This is a genomic window from Sagittula sp. P11, from assembly GCF_002814095.1.
In the GTDB taxonomy this organism is placed as follows: Bacteria; Pseudomonadota; Alphaproteobacteria; order Rhodobacterales; family Rhodobacteraceae; genus Sagittula.
This window is the reverse complement of record NZ_CP021913.1, coordinates 3,022,972-3,038,420: the sequence shown is the minus strand read 5'-3', so window position 1 is coordinate 3,038,420 and position 15,449 is coordinate 3,022,972. Positions and strand designations below refer to the sequence as shown.

17 protein-coding genes and 1 tRNA gene are annotated in these 15,449 nt (G+C 69.1%); 6 read left to right on the top strand and 12 right to left on the bottom strand.

Annotated elements, in window-relative coordinates; translation table 11 throughout:
- Positions 1-126 precede the first annotated feature (126 nt).
- A protein-coding gene (locus CDO87_RS14710) for an IS3 family transposase (protein ID WP_100928245.1) occupies positions 127-1,316 on the top strand; the annotation gives its coding sequence in 2 pieces (ribosomal slippage) (positions 127-379 and positions 379-1,316; 1,191 coding nt in all).
- A gap of 266 nt (positions 1,317-1,582) precedes the next feature.
- On the opposite strand, the gene CDO87_RS14705 is transcribed toward CDO87_RS14710, so the two are convergent.
- From CDO87_RS14705 to CDO87_RS14680, 6 genes are all read right to left on the bottom strand, one after another.
- Positions 1,583-1,657 (bottom strand) — tRNA-Gln (locus CDO87_RS14705).
- Between the two features lie 60 nt (positions 1,658-1,717).
- Positions 1,718-2,716 carry a GGDEF domain-containing protein gene (locus CDO87_RS14700; RefSeq protein WP_100929469.1) on the bottom strand — a complete coding sequence of 333 codons (999 nt, stop codon included), beginning with the start codon at positions 2,714-2,716 and terminating at the stop codon, positions 1,718-1,720.
- On the bottom strand, positions 2,713-3,315 hold the full coding sequence (locus CDO87_RS14695) for a heme NO-binding domain-containing protein (RefSeq protein ID WP_100929468.1): 603 nt from the start codon (positions 3,313-3,315) through the stop codon (positions 2,713-2,715). The genes CDO87_RS14700 and CDO87_RS14695 overlap by 4 nt, the downstream gene beginning before the upstream one ends.
- Positions 3,316-3,559: 244 nt before the next feature.
- Positions 3,560-5,119 carry a trimethylamine methyltransferase family protein gene (locus tag CDO87_RS14690; protein ID WP_100929467.1) on the bottom strand — a complete coding sequence of 520 codons (1,560 nt, stop codon included), beginning with the start codon at positions 5,117-5,119 and terminating at the stop codon, positions 3,560-3,562.
- A gap of 118 nt (positions 5,120-5,237) precedes the next feature.
- The gene (locus tag CDO87_RS14685) at positions 5,238-5,939 is read right to left on the bottom strand and encodes an HAD family hydrolase (protein WP_100930980.1); all 702 of its coding nucleotides are present in this window, start codon (positions 5,937-5,939) and stop codon (positions 5,238-5,240) included.
- On the bottom strand, positions 5,936-6,220 hold the full coding sequence (locus CDO87_RS14680; protein WP_100930981.1) for a DUF3572 domain-containing protein: 285 nt from the start codon (positions 6,218-6,220) through the stop codon (positions 5,936-5,938). Before CDO87_RS14680 ends, CDO87_RS14685 begins: the two co-directional genes overlap by 4 nt.
- A gap of 115 nt (positions 6,221-6,335) precedes the next feature.
- Here CDO87_RS14680 and CDO87_RS14675 point away from each other — a divergent pair, with 115 nt between their 5' ends.
- Entirely contained in the window at positions 6,336-7,859 is a 1,524-nt protein-coding gene (locus CDO87_RS14675; RefSeq protein WP_100929466.1) for a diguanylate cyclase, read from the top strand.
- A 91-nt stretch (positions 7,860-7,950) separates the two neighbouring features.
- Here CDO87_RS14675 and CDO87_RS14670 read toward each other — a convergent pair whose 3' ends face one another.
- The 4 genes from CDO87_RS14670 to CDO87_RS14655 all read right to left on the bottom strand — a co-directional run bounded on the left by CDO87_RS14670 (position 7,951) and on the right by CDO87_RS14655 (position 10,124).
- The gene (locus tag CDO87_RS14670) at positions 7,951-8,478 is read right to left on the bottom strand and encodes a periplasmic heavy metal sensor (protein WP_254698144.1); all 528 of its coding nucleotides are present in this window, start codon (positions 8,476-8,478) and stop codon (positions 7,951-7,953) included.
- Between the two features lie 5 nt (positions 8,479-8,483).
- On the bottom strand, positions 8,484-8,849 hold the full coding sequence (locus CDO87_RS14665) for a hypothetical protein (RefSeq protein WP_254698135.1): 366 nt from the start codon (positions 8,847-8,849) through the stop codon (positions 8,484-8,486).
- The gene (locus CDO87_RS14660) at positions 8,842-9,432 is read right to left on the bottom strand and encodes an RNA polymerase sigma factor (RefSeq protein WP_100929463.1); all 591 of its coding nucleotides are present in this window, start codon (positions 9,430-9,432) and stop codon (positions 8,842-8,844) included. The genes CDO87_RS14665 and CDO87_RS14660 overlap by 8 nt, the downstream gene beginning before the upstream one ends.
- Before the next feature lie 92 nt (positions 9,433-9,524).
- Positions 9,525-10,124, bottom strand: a complete 600-nt coding sequence (locus CDO87_RS14655) for an EF-hand domain-containing protein (protein ID WP_198521729.1) — start codon at positions 10,122-10,124, stop codon at positions 9,525-9,527.
- A gap of 243 nt (positions 10,125-10,367) precedes the next feature.
- On the opposite strand from CDO87_RS14655, the gene CDO87_RS14650 reads away from it, so the two are divergent.
- Together CDO87_RS14650 and CDO87_RS14645 are read left to right on the top strand one after the other, a co-directional pair.
- Positions 10,368-10,757: a DUF983 domain-containing protein gene (locus CDO87_RS14650; RefSeq protein WP_100929461.1), complete on the top strand. Its 390-nt coding sequence runs from the start codon at positions 10,368-10,370 to the stop codon at positions 10,755-10,757.
- An 18-nt stretch (positions 10,758-10,775) separates the two neighbouring features.
- Complete coding sequence (locus tag CDO87_RS14645; protein ID WP_100929460.1) at positions 10,776-11,498, top strand: NUDIX hydrolase; 723 nt, start codon at positions 10,776-10,778, stop codon at positions 11,496-11,498.
- A gap of 89 nt (positions 11,499-11,587) precedes the next feature.
- Here the strand turns inward: CDO87_RS14645 and CDO87_RS14640 are convergent, their stop codons facing one another.
- Positions 11,588-11,962: a hypothetical protein gene (locus tag CDO87_RS14640; protein ID WP_100929459.1), complete on the bottom strand. Its 375-nt coding sequence runs from the start codon at positions 11,960-11,962 to the stop codon at positions 11,588-11,590.
- Between the two features lie 117 nt (positions 11,963-12,079).
- On the opposite strand from CDO87_RS14640, the gene CDO87_RS14635 reads away from it, so the two are divergent.
- On the top strand, positions 12,080-12,841 hold the full coding sequence (locus CDO87_RS14635) for an alpha/beta fold hydrolase (RefSeq protein WP_100929458.1): 762 nt from the start codon (positions 12,080-12,082) through the stop codon (positions 12,839-12,841).
- A 248-nt stretch (positions 12,842-13,089) separates the two neighbouring features.
- On the opposite strand, the gene CDO87_RS14630 is transcribed toward CDO87_RS14635, so the two are convergent.
- The gene (locus tag CDO87_RS14630) at positions 13,090-14,055 is read right to left on the bottom strand and encodes a LysR family transcriptional regulator (protein ID WP_100930979.1); all 966 of its coding nucleotides are present in this window, start codon (positions 14,053-14,055) and stop codon (positions 13,090-13,092) included.
- Positions 14,056-14,153: 98 nt separating this feature from the next.
- Here CDO87_RS14630 and hisD point away from each other — a divergent pair, with 98 nt between their 5' ends.
- The gene (hisD, locus tag CDO87_RS14625) at positions 14,154-15,437 is read left to right on the top strand and encodes a histidinol dehydrogenase (protein WP_100929457.1); all 1,284 of its coding nucleotides are present in this window, start codon (positions 14,154-14,156) and stop codon (positions 15,435-15,437) included.
- The last annotated feature ends 12 nt before the right edge of the window (positions 15,438-15,449 follow it).

Below are 15,449 nucleotides of genomic sequence, written 5' to 3'. Positions count from 1 at the left end.
CAATACCAGGACACTGCACTCAGCCTTGGGCTACCGAACGCCCGAAGAGTTCACTCCACTGCCTGACCTGCCACGGGATTTTTCCTCCACCGTCGATTAGAGTCCGGCCCAACCTGAGGACGGACAATGAAGCGAACGAGATTCACGGACGAGCAGATCATCGGCATCCTGGCCGAGCATGAGGCCGGCGCGAAGTGCGCCGATCTATGCCGCAAGCACGGCATGTCGGAAGGCACCTTCTACAACTGGAAGGCCAAGTTCGGTGGCATGACGGTATCAGAGGCCAAGCGGCTGAAGGCGCTTGAGGATGAGAACGCCAAGTTGAAGAAGCTTCTGGCCGAACAGATGCTGGATCTGGCGGCGATGAAGGATCTGGTTTCAAAAAAGTGGTAGGGCCCGCGGTGAAGCGCGAAGTCGTCGCCTATCTTCAGGCTGAGCATGGCCTGTCGGAACGGCGGGCCTGCCACATCGTCGGCGCGGATCGCACGATGATCCGCTATCGATCTCAGCGCGCGCCGGACACGGTTCTGCGCGGCCGGTTGCGGGACCTGGCCAACGAGCGTCGGCGGTTCGGCTACCGGCGCCTGTTCGTGCTGCTGCGCCGCGAGGGCGAGCCCTCGGGGATCAATCGGATCTATCGGCTCTACCGCGAAGAAGGGCTGACGGTGCGCAAGCGGAAGGCGCGGCGCAAGGCGGTCGGAACGCGGGCACCGATCCTGGTCGAGGCGCGACCGAACGCCCGTTGGTCATTGGATTTCGTCCATGACCAGTTCGCCAACGGCCAGCGCTTCCGCGTGCTCAACGTGGTCGACGACGTCACCCGGGAATGCCTGGCGGCGATCCCGGACACCTCGATCTCAGGGCGCCGTGTCGCGCGTGAACTGACGGCCCTGATCGAGCGCCGCGGCAAGCCCGGCATGATTGTCAGCGATAATGGGACGGAGCTGACCAGTAACGCGATCCTGCGGTGGTGTTCCGAGCACCGGGTCGAATGGCACGACATCGCGCCGGGCAAGCCGATGCAGAACGGTTTCGTCGAAAGCTTCAACGGCCGGATGCGCGACGAGCTGCTCAACGAGACCATGTTCCGCAATCTGGCCCATGCGCGGATCGTGATCGCAGCCTGGGCTACGGACTACAACACCGAGCGCCCCCATTCGGCCTTGGATTACCAGACCCCGGCTGCCTACGCGCGGACCCTGACCACCGCAATCGCCCGCCCCGCTGCGCGAGATGAAAGCTCCGCGCGCCGGGCGATTGCTCAACCTGCGCCAACCGGCGTAAACACTAACCGGGCTCCGGTCGTGGCTGGATGAAAGTTCAGTGGCAGGTCAACGTCGATGATGCGGTGGTGCCGAAGTGCAGGTCGGCCGAATACCAGTTGGCCATACCTGTGCGCTTCTGTGTTCGTCAGGCCTCAGCTTAGAGACGAGGTCATGCGAGCGCAAATATCTGTAAGTTCGGAAGGATTCTGGAAGATGGGACTGCCGGATCGTTGCCAAGTTCCAGTCTGGCACCGGCAAGACATCAAGATGAACCGGATAGGTTCCAACCTTGGGCTAATACCAAATTCAGGAAGATTTGGCTGGGGTGGTAGGATTCGAACCTACGGTACGCGGTACCAAAAACCGTTGCCTTACCACTTGGCTACACCCCAACCGTGGCGCGCTACTTACTGCGCCGGTTCGGGAGGATCAAGACCTTCTTCCCGAAAAAATCACTCCATCTTCCGAAGCGGTGCGGGCGGGCCCGCAATGTCCGTGTCGTAGAAGCGGAACTGCGCCCTGCCCGCACGCTTGGAGGCATAGAGCGCCGTGTCTGCGCGGTCCATGATGTCCGGCGGCTGCAGCCCCTCGCCCTCGGAAATCGCGATCCCGATGCTGGCCGAGATTCGGCACTCCGCCGTGCCCCAGGGAATGGGCCGTTCGATCCGTTCGATCATGCGGCCGGCGATCTCCGCGATGCGCGGCATCCGCGTCAGGTTGGCGAAGACGATCACGAATTCGTCGCCGCCGACCCGCGCCACCGTGTCGTCCTTGCGCGATTCCTCCAGCATGATCCGTGCCGCGTGGCGCAGGACGTGATCCCCCGCCGCGTGACCATGGGTGTCGTTCACCGCCTTGAAGAAATCGAGGTCGAGGTGCATCAGCGCGTAGGCCCGCCCCTGCCGCGCGATCCGGTCCAGCACCGTGTCCAGCGCGCGCCGGTTGCGCAGGCCGGTCAGCGTGTCGGTGAAGGCGCGTTCCTCCGCCGCGACCATCGCCCCCTGCAGCCGGGTGTTGAGGCTGCGCGAGGCGTCCATGGCGGCGGACTTCGCCTCCACCAGATACAGCATCTCGATGGCCAGGTCGGTCGGCGCGAAATCGGTGCTGGTCAGGGCGTAATCGCGCACCGCGTCGACCACCGCGATGCCGAACGACAGGTTGACCACCGCGCCGCCGTCGCCGGTGCCCACCACCAGCCCCTTCAGCGCGGTGCGCACACCGTCGCGCAGGCGGAGGTGCAGCTTGCGGCCCTGGGCCGCGCGCAGGCCCGCCATGTCGGTCACCGCGCGCGGTCGGTAGACCTCGAACACCTCGAGGAACCGGGCGTTCTCCAGCCGCCGCCGGCTGAGCTTGTGGAGCGTCGGACCGGCCTGCACGATGTGCCCCGTGGGCGACAGGACGGCGTGCATCGGGCAGAGCGCGTGCAGGACCTCTTCGGGCAGGGATGTCACGCCGCCCCTCCCTGCGTGCCGCCCGCGGCAAGGTCGAAGGAGCGGCCCGCGGAGAAGGCGGTCTCGACCAGCGTGATCTCCACCTCCTGTCCGCCTGCGCCCGGGCGTTCCGCATCCATGAGCACAAGCGCGCCGTAGTCGTCGGCCATGGCGCGCAGCACGCCCACCATGACGAAGCCGAAGCCGGGCAGCCCCTCTCCGACCGCGAGGCGGAAGGTGTTCTGCCCCACGTCGCGCAGTTCGAGATCCGGCAGAACGAGGTCGGCCACCGCCAGCCGCGCCCGGTCCGGCAGGTCGTCGAGGGAATGCAGGAACTCGATGTAGTCGACCCCGCCGAAACGCAGCAGGCGGCGCAGCCCCTCGCTGTTGGGATGGGAGACGAGGTAGGTGCCCACGTCCTCAAGGAAGAGGTCGCTGCTCTTGCCCAGCCGGGTTTCCGTGGCGGCGATTATCGCGTCGAAGGTTTCCGGCGGATAGTTCAGCATCGCCTCGAAATCGCCGGCCTCGAACTGGGCATGGGCGGTGATCGCCTCCCACGCGGACTGCCCGTAGGTGTCCTGCACAAAGACCTGGAATGTTCTCAGGATGAGACCATGCATGACCGCTGCTCCGCTTTCGGCGGCACCATGCGGGAACGACGCTTAACACGCGCATAACATCTGCAATTGTGCCGAGTTTCGGGGCGGAGGCGGCCCTCGGAAACCCCTGATCCGCGCACCCTGGCAGAGGCGGAAACAGGTATTTCAGCCAAGGTGAAGGAGCGGGACGCGCGCGCCAGTCAGACCGGGGGCGCCGTGGTGCCGGGGCCGCCCTCCCGGGCCGTCCGGGGCAGCGGGGATGGCGTCAGAAATCGGTCGGCGCGCCGCCCTCTTCCTTGCGTTTCGCGACGAAGGCGGCCAGTTCCTCGGCCACGGCGTCCTCCATCGGGGGGGCCTCGAACTCGTCGATGATGCGCTTGAAGACCGCGTGGGCACGTTCCGCCGTCCAGACGGCGCCCGCGGCCTCCCAGGCCTCGTAGTTCTTCCAGTCCGACAGGAACGGCTGGTAGAAGGCGGTCTCGTAGCGGTCCTGCGTGTGCTGCACCCCGAAGAAGTGCCCGTTCGGGCCGACTTCGCGGATGGTCTCCAGCGCGAGCGACTCGTCGGAGCAGTCCCAGACCTCCGGCTCCATGTAGCGCTGGATCTGGCCCAGCACCTCGCAGTCCATGACGAACTTCTCGGGCGAGGCGATCAGCCCGCCCTCCAGCCAGCCCGCCGCGTGGTAGACCATGTGCGTTCCGGACTGGACCGCCGCCCAGAGCGAATGCTCCGTCTCCCACATCGCCTGCCCGTCGGGGACGTTGGCGGCGCAGACGCCGGAGGAGCGCATCGGCAGCCCGTAGTAGCGCGCCATCTGGCCGGTCATCTGGGTGGCGCGCATGTACTCCGGCGTGCCGAAGGCGGGGGCGCCGGTCTTCATGTCGACGTTGGAGGTGAAGGTGCCGATCACGCAGGGCACGCCGGGCCGGATAACCTGCGCCAGCACCACCGCCGCCAGCCCCTCTGCCAGCGACTGCGCGACGGCGCCCGCCATCGTCACCGGCGCCATGGCGCCTGCCAGCGTGAAGGGCGTGACGATCAGCCCCTGCCCGCGCCGCGCCATGCGCATCCAGCCGTCCATCATCGGGTAGTCGTGCTTCAGCGGCGAGGTGGAGTTGATGTTGGTGTACATCCGCGGGCTGGCGTCGAATGCCTCATGGCTCAGCCCGCCCGCGATGCGCACCATCTCCATCACGTCCTCCACCCGCTCCGCCCCCAGCGAATAGGCGTGCACCACCTTGTCGCAGAGCGTCAGCTTGTCGTGCAGCACGTCGAGGTGGCGCACCGAGGGGTGGATGTCGCAGGGCTCCACCGGGTAGCCGCCGGCGAAATGGATGCAGTTGAAGTACTGCGTGAGCTTCAGCAGGTTGCGGCACTGTTCGCGCGTGCCCGAGACCTTCCGCCCGAGTTCCAGATCCCAGTAGTTGGGCGGCGACGAGACGTTGCCGAAAAGGATCGCGTCGCCGCCGATGGGCAGGGCGCGCGCCGGGTTGCGCGGGGTCATGGTGAAGGTGGCGGGCGCCTTGCCGACCATCTCCATCACCATGTCGCGGCCCATGCGGACGTTCTCTCCGTCGACCGTGCAGCCTGCGTCCCCGAGGATCTTCACCGCGTCGGGATGCAGGAACTCGATCCCGATCTCTTCGAGGATGCGCATGGTGGCGTTGTGCAGGCGGATCACCGATTCCGGGCTGAGCGGTTCGGTCGGGCGGTCGGCATTGCGCGGGATCCGCCACGGGCCCTGGGCCACGGCCGCGGCCCCCCGGCGGGAATTCCCGGCCCGGCCTCCGTGGCGGCGGCGTTTCGGCGCGGAGTCTTCCGGCATGATGGCTCTCTCCCTGGGATCCGGTGGGCAGCGACACCCCCATCACACAGCGAACCTGCGCCCTCTGCCTGCCGAAAGACGACTCATGTGGTCGTTTTTGCCGGGCGGCCTGCCGCGATCACCTGCGGCCGGGGCGCCTGTCGAGCCAGCCCGGCAGGTGGCCGATGTCCGGCAGCACCGCCTCGGCGTGGGGGCCAAGCACCTCCGGCCCGGCCATGCCGGTCAGCACGCCGACGCAGACCATGCCCGCGGCGCGCCCGGCCAGAAGGTCGTGTGTGCTGTCGCCGACCATCGCCACCCGTTCAGGCGCGACGCCCACACGCTCGGCGAAGGCCAGCAGCGGATCGGGCGAGGGCTTGGCGCCCCAGCCGCTGTCGGCACCCGCGACGAAATCGAACTGTCCGAGGATGCCGACCTCTGCCAGATGCGCGCGCGCCACCGACTCCGTGTCGTTGGTCATCACGCCCAGCAGCATGCCCCGCGCCGCAAGCTCTGCCAGAAGCGGCACCAGCGGCACCGCCTCCACCAGCGGCGCGCGGCCCGCTTCCTCGACGATGATCCGTTCCAGCTCTGCCGCGTCCTGCGGCAGGACCCAGGCCAGAAGCGTCGCGATCTCGCGGTTGGTGCCTGCGATGGCGGGACTGTCGGGCAGGAAGCGCCCAGCCTCGAGGTCGAACCGCAGCACGTCGGCGGCCCGCGCCGCGCGCGCCGCGTCACCGTCGGACAGCCGCGCGATCAGCCGCGCCGCAAAGACGTCCCACGTCGCAGAGAAATCGAAAAGCGTTCCGTCCTTGTCGAACAGGACGGCGTCGACGCTCAGGTCCAATGCCACTCTCCTCCGCCCGGAAGGGCCGCGCGGGCCTGCGCGACCACCGTGTAGGGCAATCCCGCCGATTCGCAGAACGCCATGACCCAGGCGTCGTCCATCATCACGAAGTCGAGCACCGCGGCCTGAAAGACCGGGTCGCCCAGGCCATTGCGGAAGTCCACCTCAGACGCACCCGAAGCGCCCAGAAACACCGGCAATAGTTCATCGTTGCCTGCCAGCCATGCCATTGCCTGCAAACTGACCGTCTCGGCACTTTCCTGCGTAAAGCTCAATTCCCACGCCACCTTGAAAGGGTTTCTTAACCAAATTTCACCAAATCTGAAGGGGCCGAGAAGTTCAAGCATGCGCCATCACTCACGGTGCGAGACACGAGGTAGCTGGACACAGATGACAGGCCGGATCCTGGTGGTCGATGCGGTGCCGACCAACCGCATCATACTGCGCGTCAAACTGTCTGCGGCCTATTACGAGGTCGTGCAGGCCGCCTCCGGCGAGGCGGCCCTTGCGATGCTGCGCAAGGCCGATCCGGACGTCGTCATCGCGGCCTCCGACCTGCCCGACATGTCGGGGCGCACGCTTTGTGCCGCGATCCGGCACAGGTGTGCCTCCCGCCCCGGTCCCGCCGTCCCGGTCATCATCGTGCATCCCGCGGGCCAGGCGGACGAACGGCTGGCGTCGCTTGCCGCGGGGGCCGACGACGTGCTGTCGCGGCCGATCGACGACATCGTGATGCTGGCGCGGCTACGCTCTCTCCTGCGCGCCCGCGACGCGGAGGCGGAGCTTCAGCTGCGTGACGACACCCGCCGCGCGCTGGGTCTGGCCGAACAGGCCGCCGACTTCACCACGCCCGGGCAGGTGCGGATCATCGCCGACCGGCCCGGCGATTCCGTGCGCGCCCGGATCGAGGCGCTGCGCCGCCGCTCCGACGACCACATCGAACTGGTCGATCCCGACAACGCCATGCGCGAGAACCCGCGCCACCCCGACGTGGTCGTCCTGCTGGAGACGGAGCATTCCGCAGGCGATGTGCTGTCGCTCCTGCCGCAACTGCGGTCCAACCGCAGCACGCGCCGGTCCGCGCTGGTCTACGTGGCCCTCCCCGATCAGCGGAGGGAGGCGGCCTCCTCCCTCGACATGGGCGCCAGCGACCTGATGTCCGACGGGCTGGAAGTGGACGAACTGGCGATCCGGCTGAAAAAGCAGATCGCCCGCAAACGTCTGGGCGACAGGCTCCGGGCGAACATGCGCGACGGGCTGCGCGCCGCCGTCACCGACCCGCTGACCGGGCTCTACAACCGGCGCTACGCCCTGCCCCACGTCTCGCGGCTGGCCGACCGGGCTGAACGGTCGCGCAGGCCCTACGCGCTGCTCTTGGCGGATCTCGACTACTTCAAGCAGGTGAACGACGACTACGGCCATGCGGCGGGCGACGCGGTGCTGGTGACGCTGGCGCAGCGCCTGACCGACAACCTGCGCGCCGCCGACCTGATCGCCCGCTGGGGCGGGGAGGAATTCCTCGTCGCGATGCCCGACACCGACCGCACGGCGGCCCGCCTGACCGCCGGACGGCTGTGCAGCCTGATGGCGAAGAACCCGATCCGCCTGCCAGATGGGCGCCGGATCACCGTCACGCTGTCCATCGGCGTGGCCATCGGTGTCTCGCGCAGCGCAGAGACGCCGGCAGACCTGATCTCCAGCGCCGATGCCGCGCTCTACGCCGCGAAGAACGGCGGCCGCAACACGGTGGTCATGGCCGACACGGTCCTCGCGCTGCCGTTGCCGAAGGTCGTCCCGGCCCTGCCGCCCGCGCCGAAGCCGAACCCGCGGCTCGCGCCACCCGAACCGCTGCGCGGCCAGGACACCGGCACCGACGGGGCGACGATCCCGCCATGGGGCCTGCCGCACCTCTGAGCGAAGGCAGACCGCCCGCAGCGGCAACACCCTTTCGGACAATGCCGGAAAGAAAAACGCGCCGGAAACCCCCGGCGCGCGCATCCCGTTCCTAGTCCTGTGGCGGGCCGTCATTACGGCGGTGCCCTTCGAAATGCCGCGCGCGCCGTTCCTGGAACCGCGCCAGCGTCTCTTCGAGACGGTCGGCATAGGCGCCGCGTTCCTCCGGGCTCATCTCCGCGACATAGGCGCTCAGCACTTCCTGTCCGCGCTTGCGGAAACCGGCGCTGCGTTCCGCCTGCGCGGTCATCAGCGCCTCCAGCGCCGCGGGGTCGTAAGGCTCCGCGCGCAGCACCTCCAGCGCCTGACGGTAATCGGCGAACACGTCGCGCCGCACGCTCCGCGCCTCCTTGCGGTCGTTCACGAAGGCGTCGCGCAGCGCCTGCCGCACCTCGTCGCGCTGATCCTCGTCCAGCGCCCGGGTGTAGGGCAGCGCCGGGTCCCCGCCATCGGGCCGTCCCGGCGGTGGCGGCGGGCCGTTCCACAGGAAGGCCACCACCACACCGGCGACCACGAGGTTGGCCGCCAGCGACAGGAAAAGCATGATCCGCAGCACGCGGTTGCCTTGCGATCCGGCCATGCCGCTCATCCCTCCAACATCGCCAGCTCGAACCCCGAAAGCGGGTCGACACCCACCTCCCCGAGGTTCGTGCTGTCCCCCCAGTACGCGTCCAGCGTCGCGGGCGGGTTCACCCCGATCCAGATGCCAGCCGCGCAGGCCGCCGCCAGCCCGGTCATCCCGGCCCAGCCGCCCAGCGCGCTGCGGACCTGCATCCAGAACCCCGGCGACGGCGCGCGCGCCGCGGGCACCGGCATTTCGGCCAGCGCATCGGCGGTCAGCCGCGCCATGAAATCACCGTCGGGCACCGGCGCTTCGGCCCGTGCCGCTTCGAAGAAGACCGAGAGGTCGTCCGCGGCCCCCGGCATCGTGTCGTCCCTTGGATCAGTCATCGCCGTCGTACCCCAGTTCTGTCCTGCGCCCGGCCAGAAGCGCCTCCAAAGTCCGTTTTCCCCGTGCCGTCAGACTTTCCACGGCGCGTGTCCCGATGTCCATGATCTGCGCGATCTCGGGATTTCCCAGCCCCTCGATATGCCGCAGGATCACCGCCTGGCGCTGCCGCTCGGGAAGCTCGTCGAGCGCGGCCTGCAGGGCCTCGGCCCGGGCCGCCTGCTGCATGTGCTGCACGGCCGAGGGCCGGTCGTCCTCGGGCTCCGGTATGTCGTCGAGCGCCGGACCCGCGCGGCTCTTCCGCCGCATCCGGTCGATGCAGAGGTTCGCCGTCACCCGGTAAAGCCAGGTCGAGACCTTGGCCTCTCCCGACCGCCAGTCGGCCGCGGCGCGCCACAGGCGCAGAAGCGCCTCCTGCGTGACGTCCTCGGCCTCGGCCCGGTCGCCGCCCAGCATCCGGTAGGCATGGGCCAGCACACGGGGCGCCAGACGCGCCGTCAGCGCGCGCGCCGCAGCGGCGTCGCCCGCGGCATAGGCCGCGAGAAGCTCCTCCTCGGCACAGTCGCTCATGGCGTCATATGGCATCCCGGTTCCGTACCCATCTGCGCTAACCCCAACCGTGTCACCACGCAATGCCCCCGGGCCAAAAGGCCGACCCGGGGGGCGCACTCATGAACTCAGCGGTCGTGACGCCAGGGGAAACGGCCCTGGCCGGGTTCTCCGCGTTCGCCACGTTCGCCGCGCGGGCCATGGCCGCGGTCGGCGTGCCGCTCGCGCATCTTCGTCTTGGCCGCCGCGATCTCTTCCTGGCTCAGCGCGCCGTCACCGTCGGTGTCCAGCCGCTCCAGCATCCGGTCGAACATGTCCGCCGGGGCCTGCCGCTGCGCCTCGTCGAGGCTCAGCATGCCGTCGCCGTCATAGTCCAGCCGGTCGATCATCGCCTGGCTGCGCTCGGTCATCCGCTCCACGCGGCGCGCCTCGCGCTGGGCCTCGGCCCGGGCGACCATCTCGTCGGCACTCAGCATGCCGTCGCCATTGGTGTCGGCGTCGGCAAAGCGCTTCTCGGCAGCGGCCTTCATCTCGTCCTCGGTGATCTTGCCGTCGCCATCGGCGTCCGCCGCGGCGAACATCTCTTCCGGGAAGAAGCCGTGCGGACCCATGCCGCCGTGCGCCCCGTCCGGGCCGCGCCCGAAGTCACGGGCCTGCGCCGCACCGGCGGTGGTCAGCACCGCCACAAGCGCCGCGGTCATCCAGAGGGTCGAAGTCGTCCTGGTCATTGTCGTAGTCTCCATGGTTTCTGTCGAACCTGTCCCGAGCGCCGTTCACCGGCGTCTCTGCAGGGTTCCACGGACGCGGCCGCGCTTTCCGTCGGACCACCGCACGAAAAACGCGCAGAACCCCATCACTCCGGCGTGAGCGCAAACGGTGCGAATGTGACACGCCGCCGCAAGGACGTTTCGCCCCCTTTCATAAGCCGTACCTTGCGCGCATCTTTCGCGCTCGAGGAGGGACGGGTTTCCATGCGGCACTCAGGCAACATCACAGCAGACACGCCGATCTGGCCGACGCTCTGGCGGGGCTGGCGCAGGCGCTGTCCGAAATGCGGCTCCGGACCGCTCCTGTCCGGCTACCTCAAGGTGCGCGACACCTGCCCGGTCTGCCGGCAGGAACTGTACCACCACCGGGCCGACGACGGCCCGGCCTACCTGACGATCCTCATCGTCGGGCACATCATGGCACCGCTGCTCCTGATCGTGTTCGAGGCATGGCGCCCCGATCCGCTCGTGCTCTTCACGATCTTTGCAGTTGGCTGCGTTGCGCTTTCCCTCTACCTTCTGCCCCGATTGAAAGGGGCGATCGTGGCCTTCCAGTGGGCCCGGGGGATGCACGGTTTCGCGCGCCCCGGCTGACCGCCCGGAGGAGACGCCATGACGACAACCGCCCCGCCCGCCGACCAGATCCCCGACAAGACCGCCCTGCGCGACGCGGCCACCGTGATCGTGCTGCGCGACCGCCGGACCCGGCCCCGGGTGCTGATGGGCCAGCGCGGCGCGAAGGCCGCCTTCATGCCCAACAAGTTCGTCTTCCCCGGCGGGGCCGTGGACAGGGGCGACGCGATGATCAACCTCGCCCGGCCGCTCTCGTCGCTCTGCGCCGCGCGGCTGGAAGAGGACTCCGCCCCCGGCATGTCCCGCGCGCTGGCCGCCGCCGCGGTGCGCGAGCTCTGGGAGGAAACCGGCCAGATCCTCGGCACCCCCGCGCCCTGGCCCGGCGCCGTGCCCCCGGACTGGCTCAGCTTCGCGGGCACCGGGCACCGGCCCTCTGCCGAGGGGCTGCAGTTCGTGTTTCGCGCGATCACCCCGCCGGGCCGCCCGCGCCGCTTCGACGCGCGCTTCTTCCTGCTGGACGCAGAGGCGCTGATGTCCGACCCCGACGACTTTTCCAACGCCACGGACGAGCTGTCGCACCTGCAGTGGATCGCCGTGGACGAGATCCGCGATTACGACATGCCCTTCATCACCGAGGTGGTGCTGGCCGAGATCGCGGCGCGCGCCACCGACGACACCCCGCCGGATTCCGTGCCCTTCTTCCGCAACGACGACGAGGAAAGCCTGTTCCTCCGGCTGCGCGGAGCGCCCATGCGCGACTGATGGAAGCGGAGCGCCCATGCGCGACTTATGGAAGCGGAGCGCCCATGCGCGGCTGATCCGGACGGCGCGGGGCGCCTGCTGCCCCCGCCTCAGACCAGCCCCATCCACACGGCGAACCACGCCGCGCCCAGCGCGACCAGCGCAAGGTTCAGCACCATCGCCGCCGTCCAGCGCACCCGCCGCCTCATCCGGCGGTCCCGCAGCACCGGGCCGTTCAGGAACCGCGTGACACGCCGCTCGGCCTCGGCCATGGCGCGCGCGTCGATCTGGCGGGCGATCTTCGGATGTCCCGCGCCCTTCCGTGCCGCCACCAAAGCCATGAGATCGCGGCGCACGTCGTCAGGCAGGGCACCCCGGGCACGCTTCACCCGCAACGCAAGGGAACCGCGCTTGAGCCCCATCCTGCGCGCCAGAAGCCGCTCGACCCGCGCCACGCGGCGCGCCATGTCCCGTTCCACCTGCATGCACGGACACTACCCGCCGCCGCATTTCCGCCTCAATTGCAGACCCGTGACCACAGCGTTCCCGGTCCGTCGACAATTGCTCTGGCCCTCGTCCCGGCCGCGTCCTATCTAGGCGGCATGTTGAACACGCTGACATACGGGACGCCGCAGGGCACGCCGCTGGTGATCGTGCACGGGCTGTTCGGATCGGGCCGCAACTGGGGCGTGATCGCCCGGCGGCTGGCCGAGGAACACTTCGTCCTCACCCCCGACATGCGCAACCACGGCGACAGCCCGCAATCGGACAGCCACGGCTACCCCGACCTAGCCGCCGATCTGGCCGAACTGATCGACGCCCACGGCGGCCGCGCGCATGTGGTGGGCCACTCCATGGGCGGCAAGGCGGCGATGACGCTGGCGCTGATGCACCCGGATAAGGTCGCCTCGCTCCTCGTGGCCGACATCGCGCCGGTCGCCTACGGCCACAGCCAGCAGCAATTCATCGACGCCATGCGCGAGGTCGACCTCGCACAGGTGGAGCGCCGCTCGGACGCCGTGGCGCAACTGGCGGAACACGTCGAGGACAAGGCGCTGCAAAGCTTCTTCACCCAGTCGCTCGACGTGAAGGCGAAGAAATGGAAGTACAACCTCGACGCGCTCGAGGCGGAGATGGCGAAGATCCTCGGCTTCCCGGAGATCGACGGGGAATACACCGGCCCGACGCTGTTCCTGTCCGGCGGACAGTCGGATTACGTGCTGCCCGAACACCGCGACACCATCCGCCGCCTGTTCCCAAAGGCGCGCTTTGCCAAGATGCCGCAAGCGGGCCACTGGCTGCACGCCGACGACCCGCGCGGGTTCGAGGCCTCCGTCCGGGCGTTCCTCTCCGCCGTGTCCTGAAGCGGGCGCGGAGAATCTCCGCGCCACGGGACCGACTCTCCGGCGGCACCGGCAGGCATCGTCCCCCCGTTCCGGCGGCGGCACGGTTTCCCGGCGGCCCACCGAAGCATCGGCGACGCCCCCGGGCCCCGGTCCGCAGAACGCTATATTCGGGAAATCCGAATATGCGGGATGACGTTCGCAAATGAGCGCGCGGCCCTCTGGACAGCGCGCACAGGTGCGACAACCTGTACACCATGCGCAGGTCCCTAGCCGTCCAGTATCTTCAGATCGCCTTCGAGCCAGGGCAGCTTTGCCCAGGCCGGACCGATGACCATGTCGCTGACCAGCATCCGCATCGTGCGCGCCACGTCGCGCGGCACCTCGTCGGTCCAGTCCGACCCGGCATAAAGCGAGATCGTCCGCGCAAAGGGGCTGAACGGCAACGGATGCACCTCCATCCGGTCGTGCATCCGCCCCGCCCGCATGTACTGGAGCGAGGTCGTCAGGGCCCAGCCCACGCCGCGCGCCACCAGCGTCATCAGCGACAGGTGGGCGCCGATCTCGAAGCGTTCGGGAAAGGTCAGCTTCTGCCGGGCCAGATGCGCCTCGATCTGCCGTCCGACCACCTGCGCCCGGTCGTAGCGCAGAAGCGGCGCGCCGTGCATCAGCGCCTCGATGCTGCCAGCCGCCTGCACGGCCCCGCGCGCGCAGACAAAGATATAGGGATCGCGCACCAGCGGGTATTCGACCACGCCGGGCATGACCTCCCCGCTAGACGCGGCGATGGCAAGGTGCAGGCGGCGGGCGCGGATCTCCTCCGAGATCTCGTGGCTCGGCGCGGTGATCAGCTTGAACCGGCAGCGCGTCATGCTCTCCGCCAGCATCGTCACCAGCCGCGGCGTCAGGTCGTTGTCGAAATCGTCGATCACCCCGAGGTTCAGCACCGCCAGATGCGCGAGATCCATCACCGTCAGCTCGCTCTGCGCCAGCCGCAACTCGCGCAGGACCGCCTTCGCCCGGCTGAGGAAGGCGCGGCCCGCGGGCGTCAGCATCATCGGCCGGCGGCCATGGTCGACAAGCTCCACGCCCAGCGCCGTCTCGAGGTTGCGCATCTGCTGGCTGACCGCGGGCTGGCTCAGCCCGGTCAGTTCCGCGGTGCGCGCGACCGATCCGCTCTCGGCCAGCGCCTCGAACACCTCGAGCCCGCGCAGGGTCACACCCTTGGTCAGCATCGGCGCCTCCTGAACATCCGCATATTCGAAAAACACGAATATGCACCTTCATCAACAATTCTGTCATCCCGCCCGTCAAGGACCCTTCGATGCCCCGAATGATCAAATCCGCCCCCGGCCTGCCCCCTGCCGCAACGGGCGACACCCGCGACACCGTCGGGATCATGCTCGCCCGGCTGCGCACCGGCGGCGACGACGCCGCCCGCGACTATGCCCGGCGCCTCGACGGCTGGACCGGCCCGATCGTCACCCCGCGAGCCGCCATCGAGGCCGCCGCCGCGCGCGTTCCGTCCGAGCTGAAGGAGGCGCTGGCCTACGCCCATGCCAACATCGCCGCCTTCGCACAGGCGCAGCGCGCATCGCTCCACGACTTCGAGACCGAGCTGCGCCCCGGCCTGATCGCCGGGCAACGCTCGATCCCCGTCTCGGCGGCGGGCTGCTACGTGCCGGGCGGGCGGTATGCGCATATCGCCTCCGCCCTGATGACCATCGCCACCGCGAAGGCCGCGGGCGTGCCGCATGTGACCGCCGTGGCCCCGCCGCGCGACGCCCACGGCATCGACGCCGCCACGCTCTACGCCATGGACCTCGCCGGGGCCGACACGATCCTGACGCTGGGCGGGGTGCAGGGCATCGCCGCCATGGCCTTCGGCCTCTTCGGCACGCCCGCCGCCGCGATCCTCGCCGGGCCGGGCAACGCCTACGTGGCGGAGGCCAAGCGCCAACTCTTCGGTCCGACCGGCATCGACACCCTCGCCGGCCCCACCGACCTGATGATCCTCGCCGACGCCACCGCCGACGCGGGCCTCGTGGCGCTGGACCTCGCCGGTCAGGCGGAACACGGGCCGACCTCGCCCTGCTGGCTGATCACCGATCACGAACCGCTGGCCCGCCGCGTGCGCGACCTGATGCCGGACACTTGCGCCCGCCTCGGCGGCACCAACGCCGACACGGCCCGCGCCGCCTGGGACGCCATGGGCGAAATCATCCTCTGCGACAGCCGCGAGGAGATGGCCGAGGAAGCCGACCGCACAGCCCCCGAACACCTGCACCTGCACACCACCGCGCTCGACTGGTGGCAGGGGCGGCTTACCGCCTACGGCTCGCTCTTCCTCGGGGCCGAAACGACGGTGGCCTTCGGCGACAAGGCCTCCGGCCCGAACCACGTGCTGCCCACCTCCGGCGCGGCGCGCTACACCGGCGGGCTCTCTGTCCACAAGTTCCTCAAGACGGTGACATGGCAGCGCGCCACCGACGCGGCGCTGCCCGCCCTCGCCCGTGCCACCAGCGTGATCTCCCGCGCCGAAGGCATGACCGGACACGCGCTCTCGGCCGAGGCGCGCCTGACCGCCGTTCCCCCGACCACCGCCCTCCGGGCCTGACGAAAGACCGCA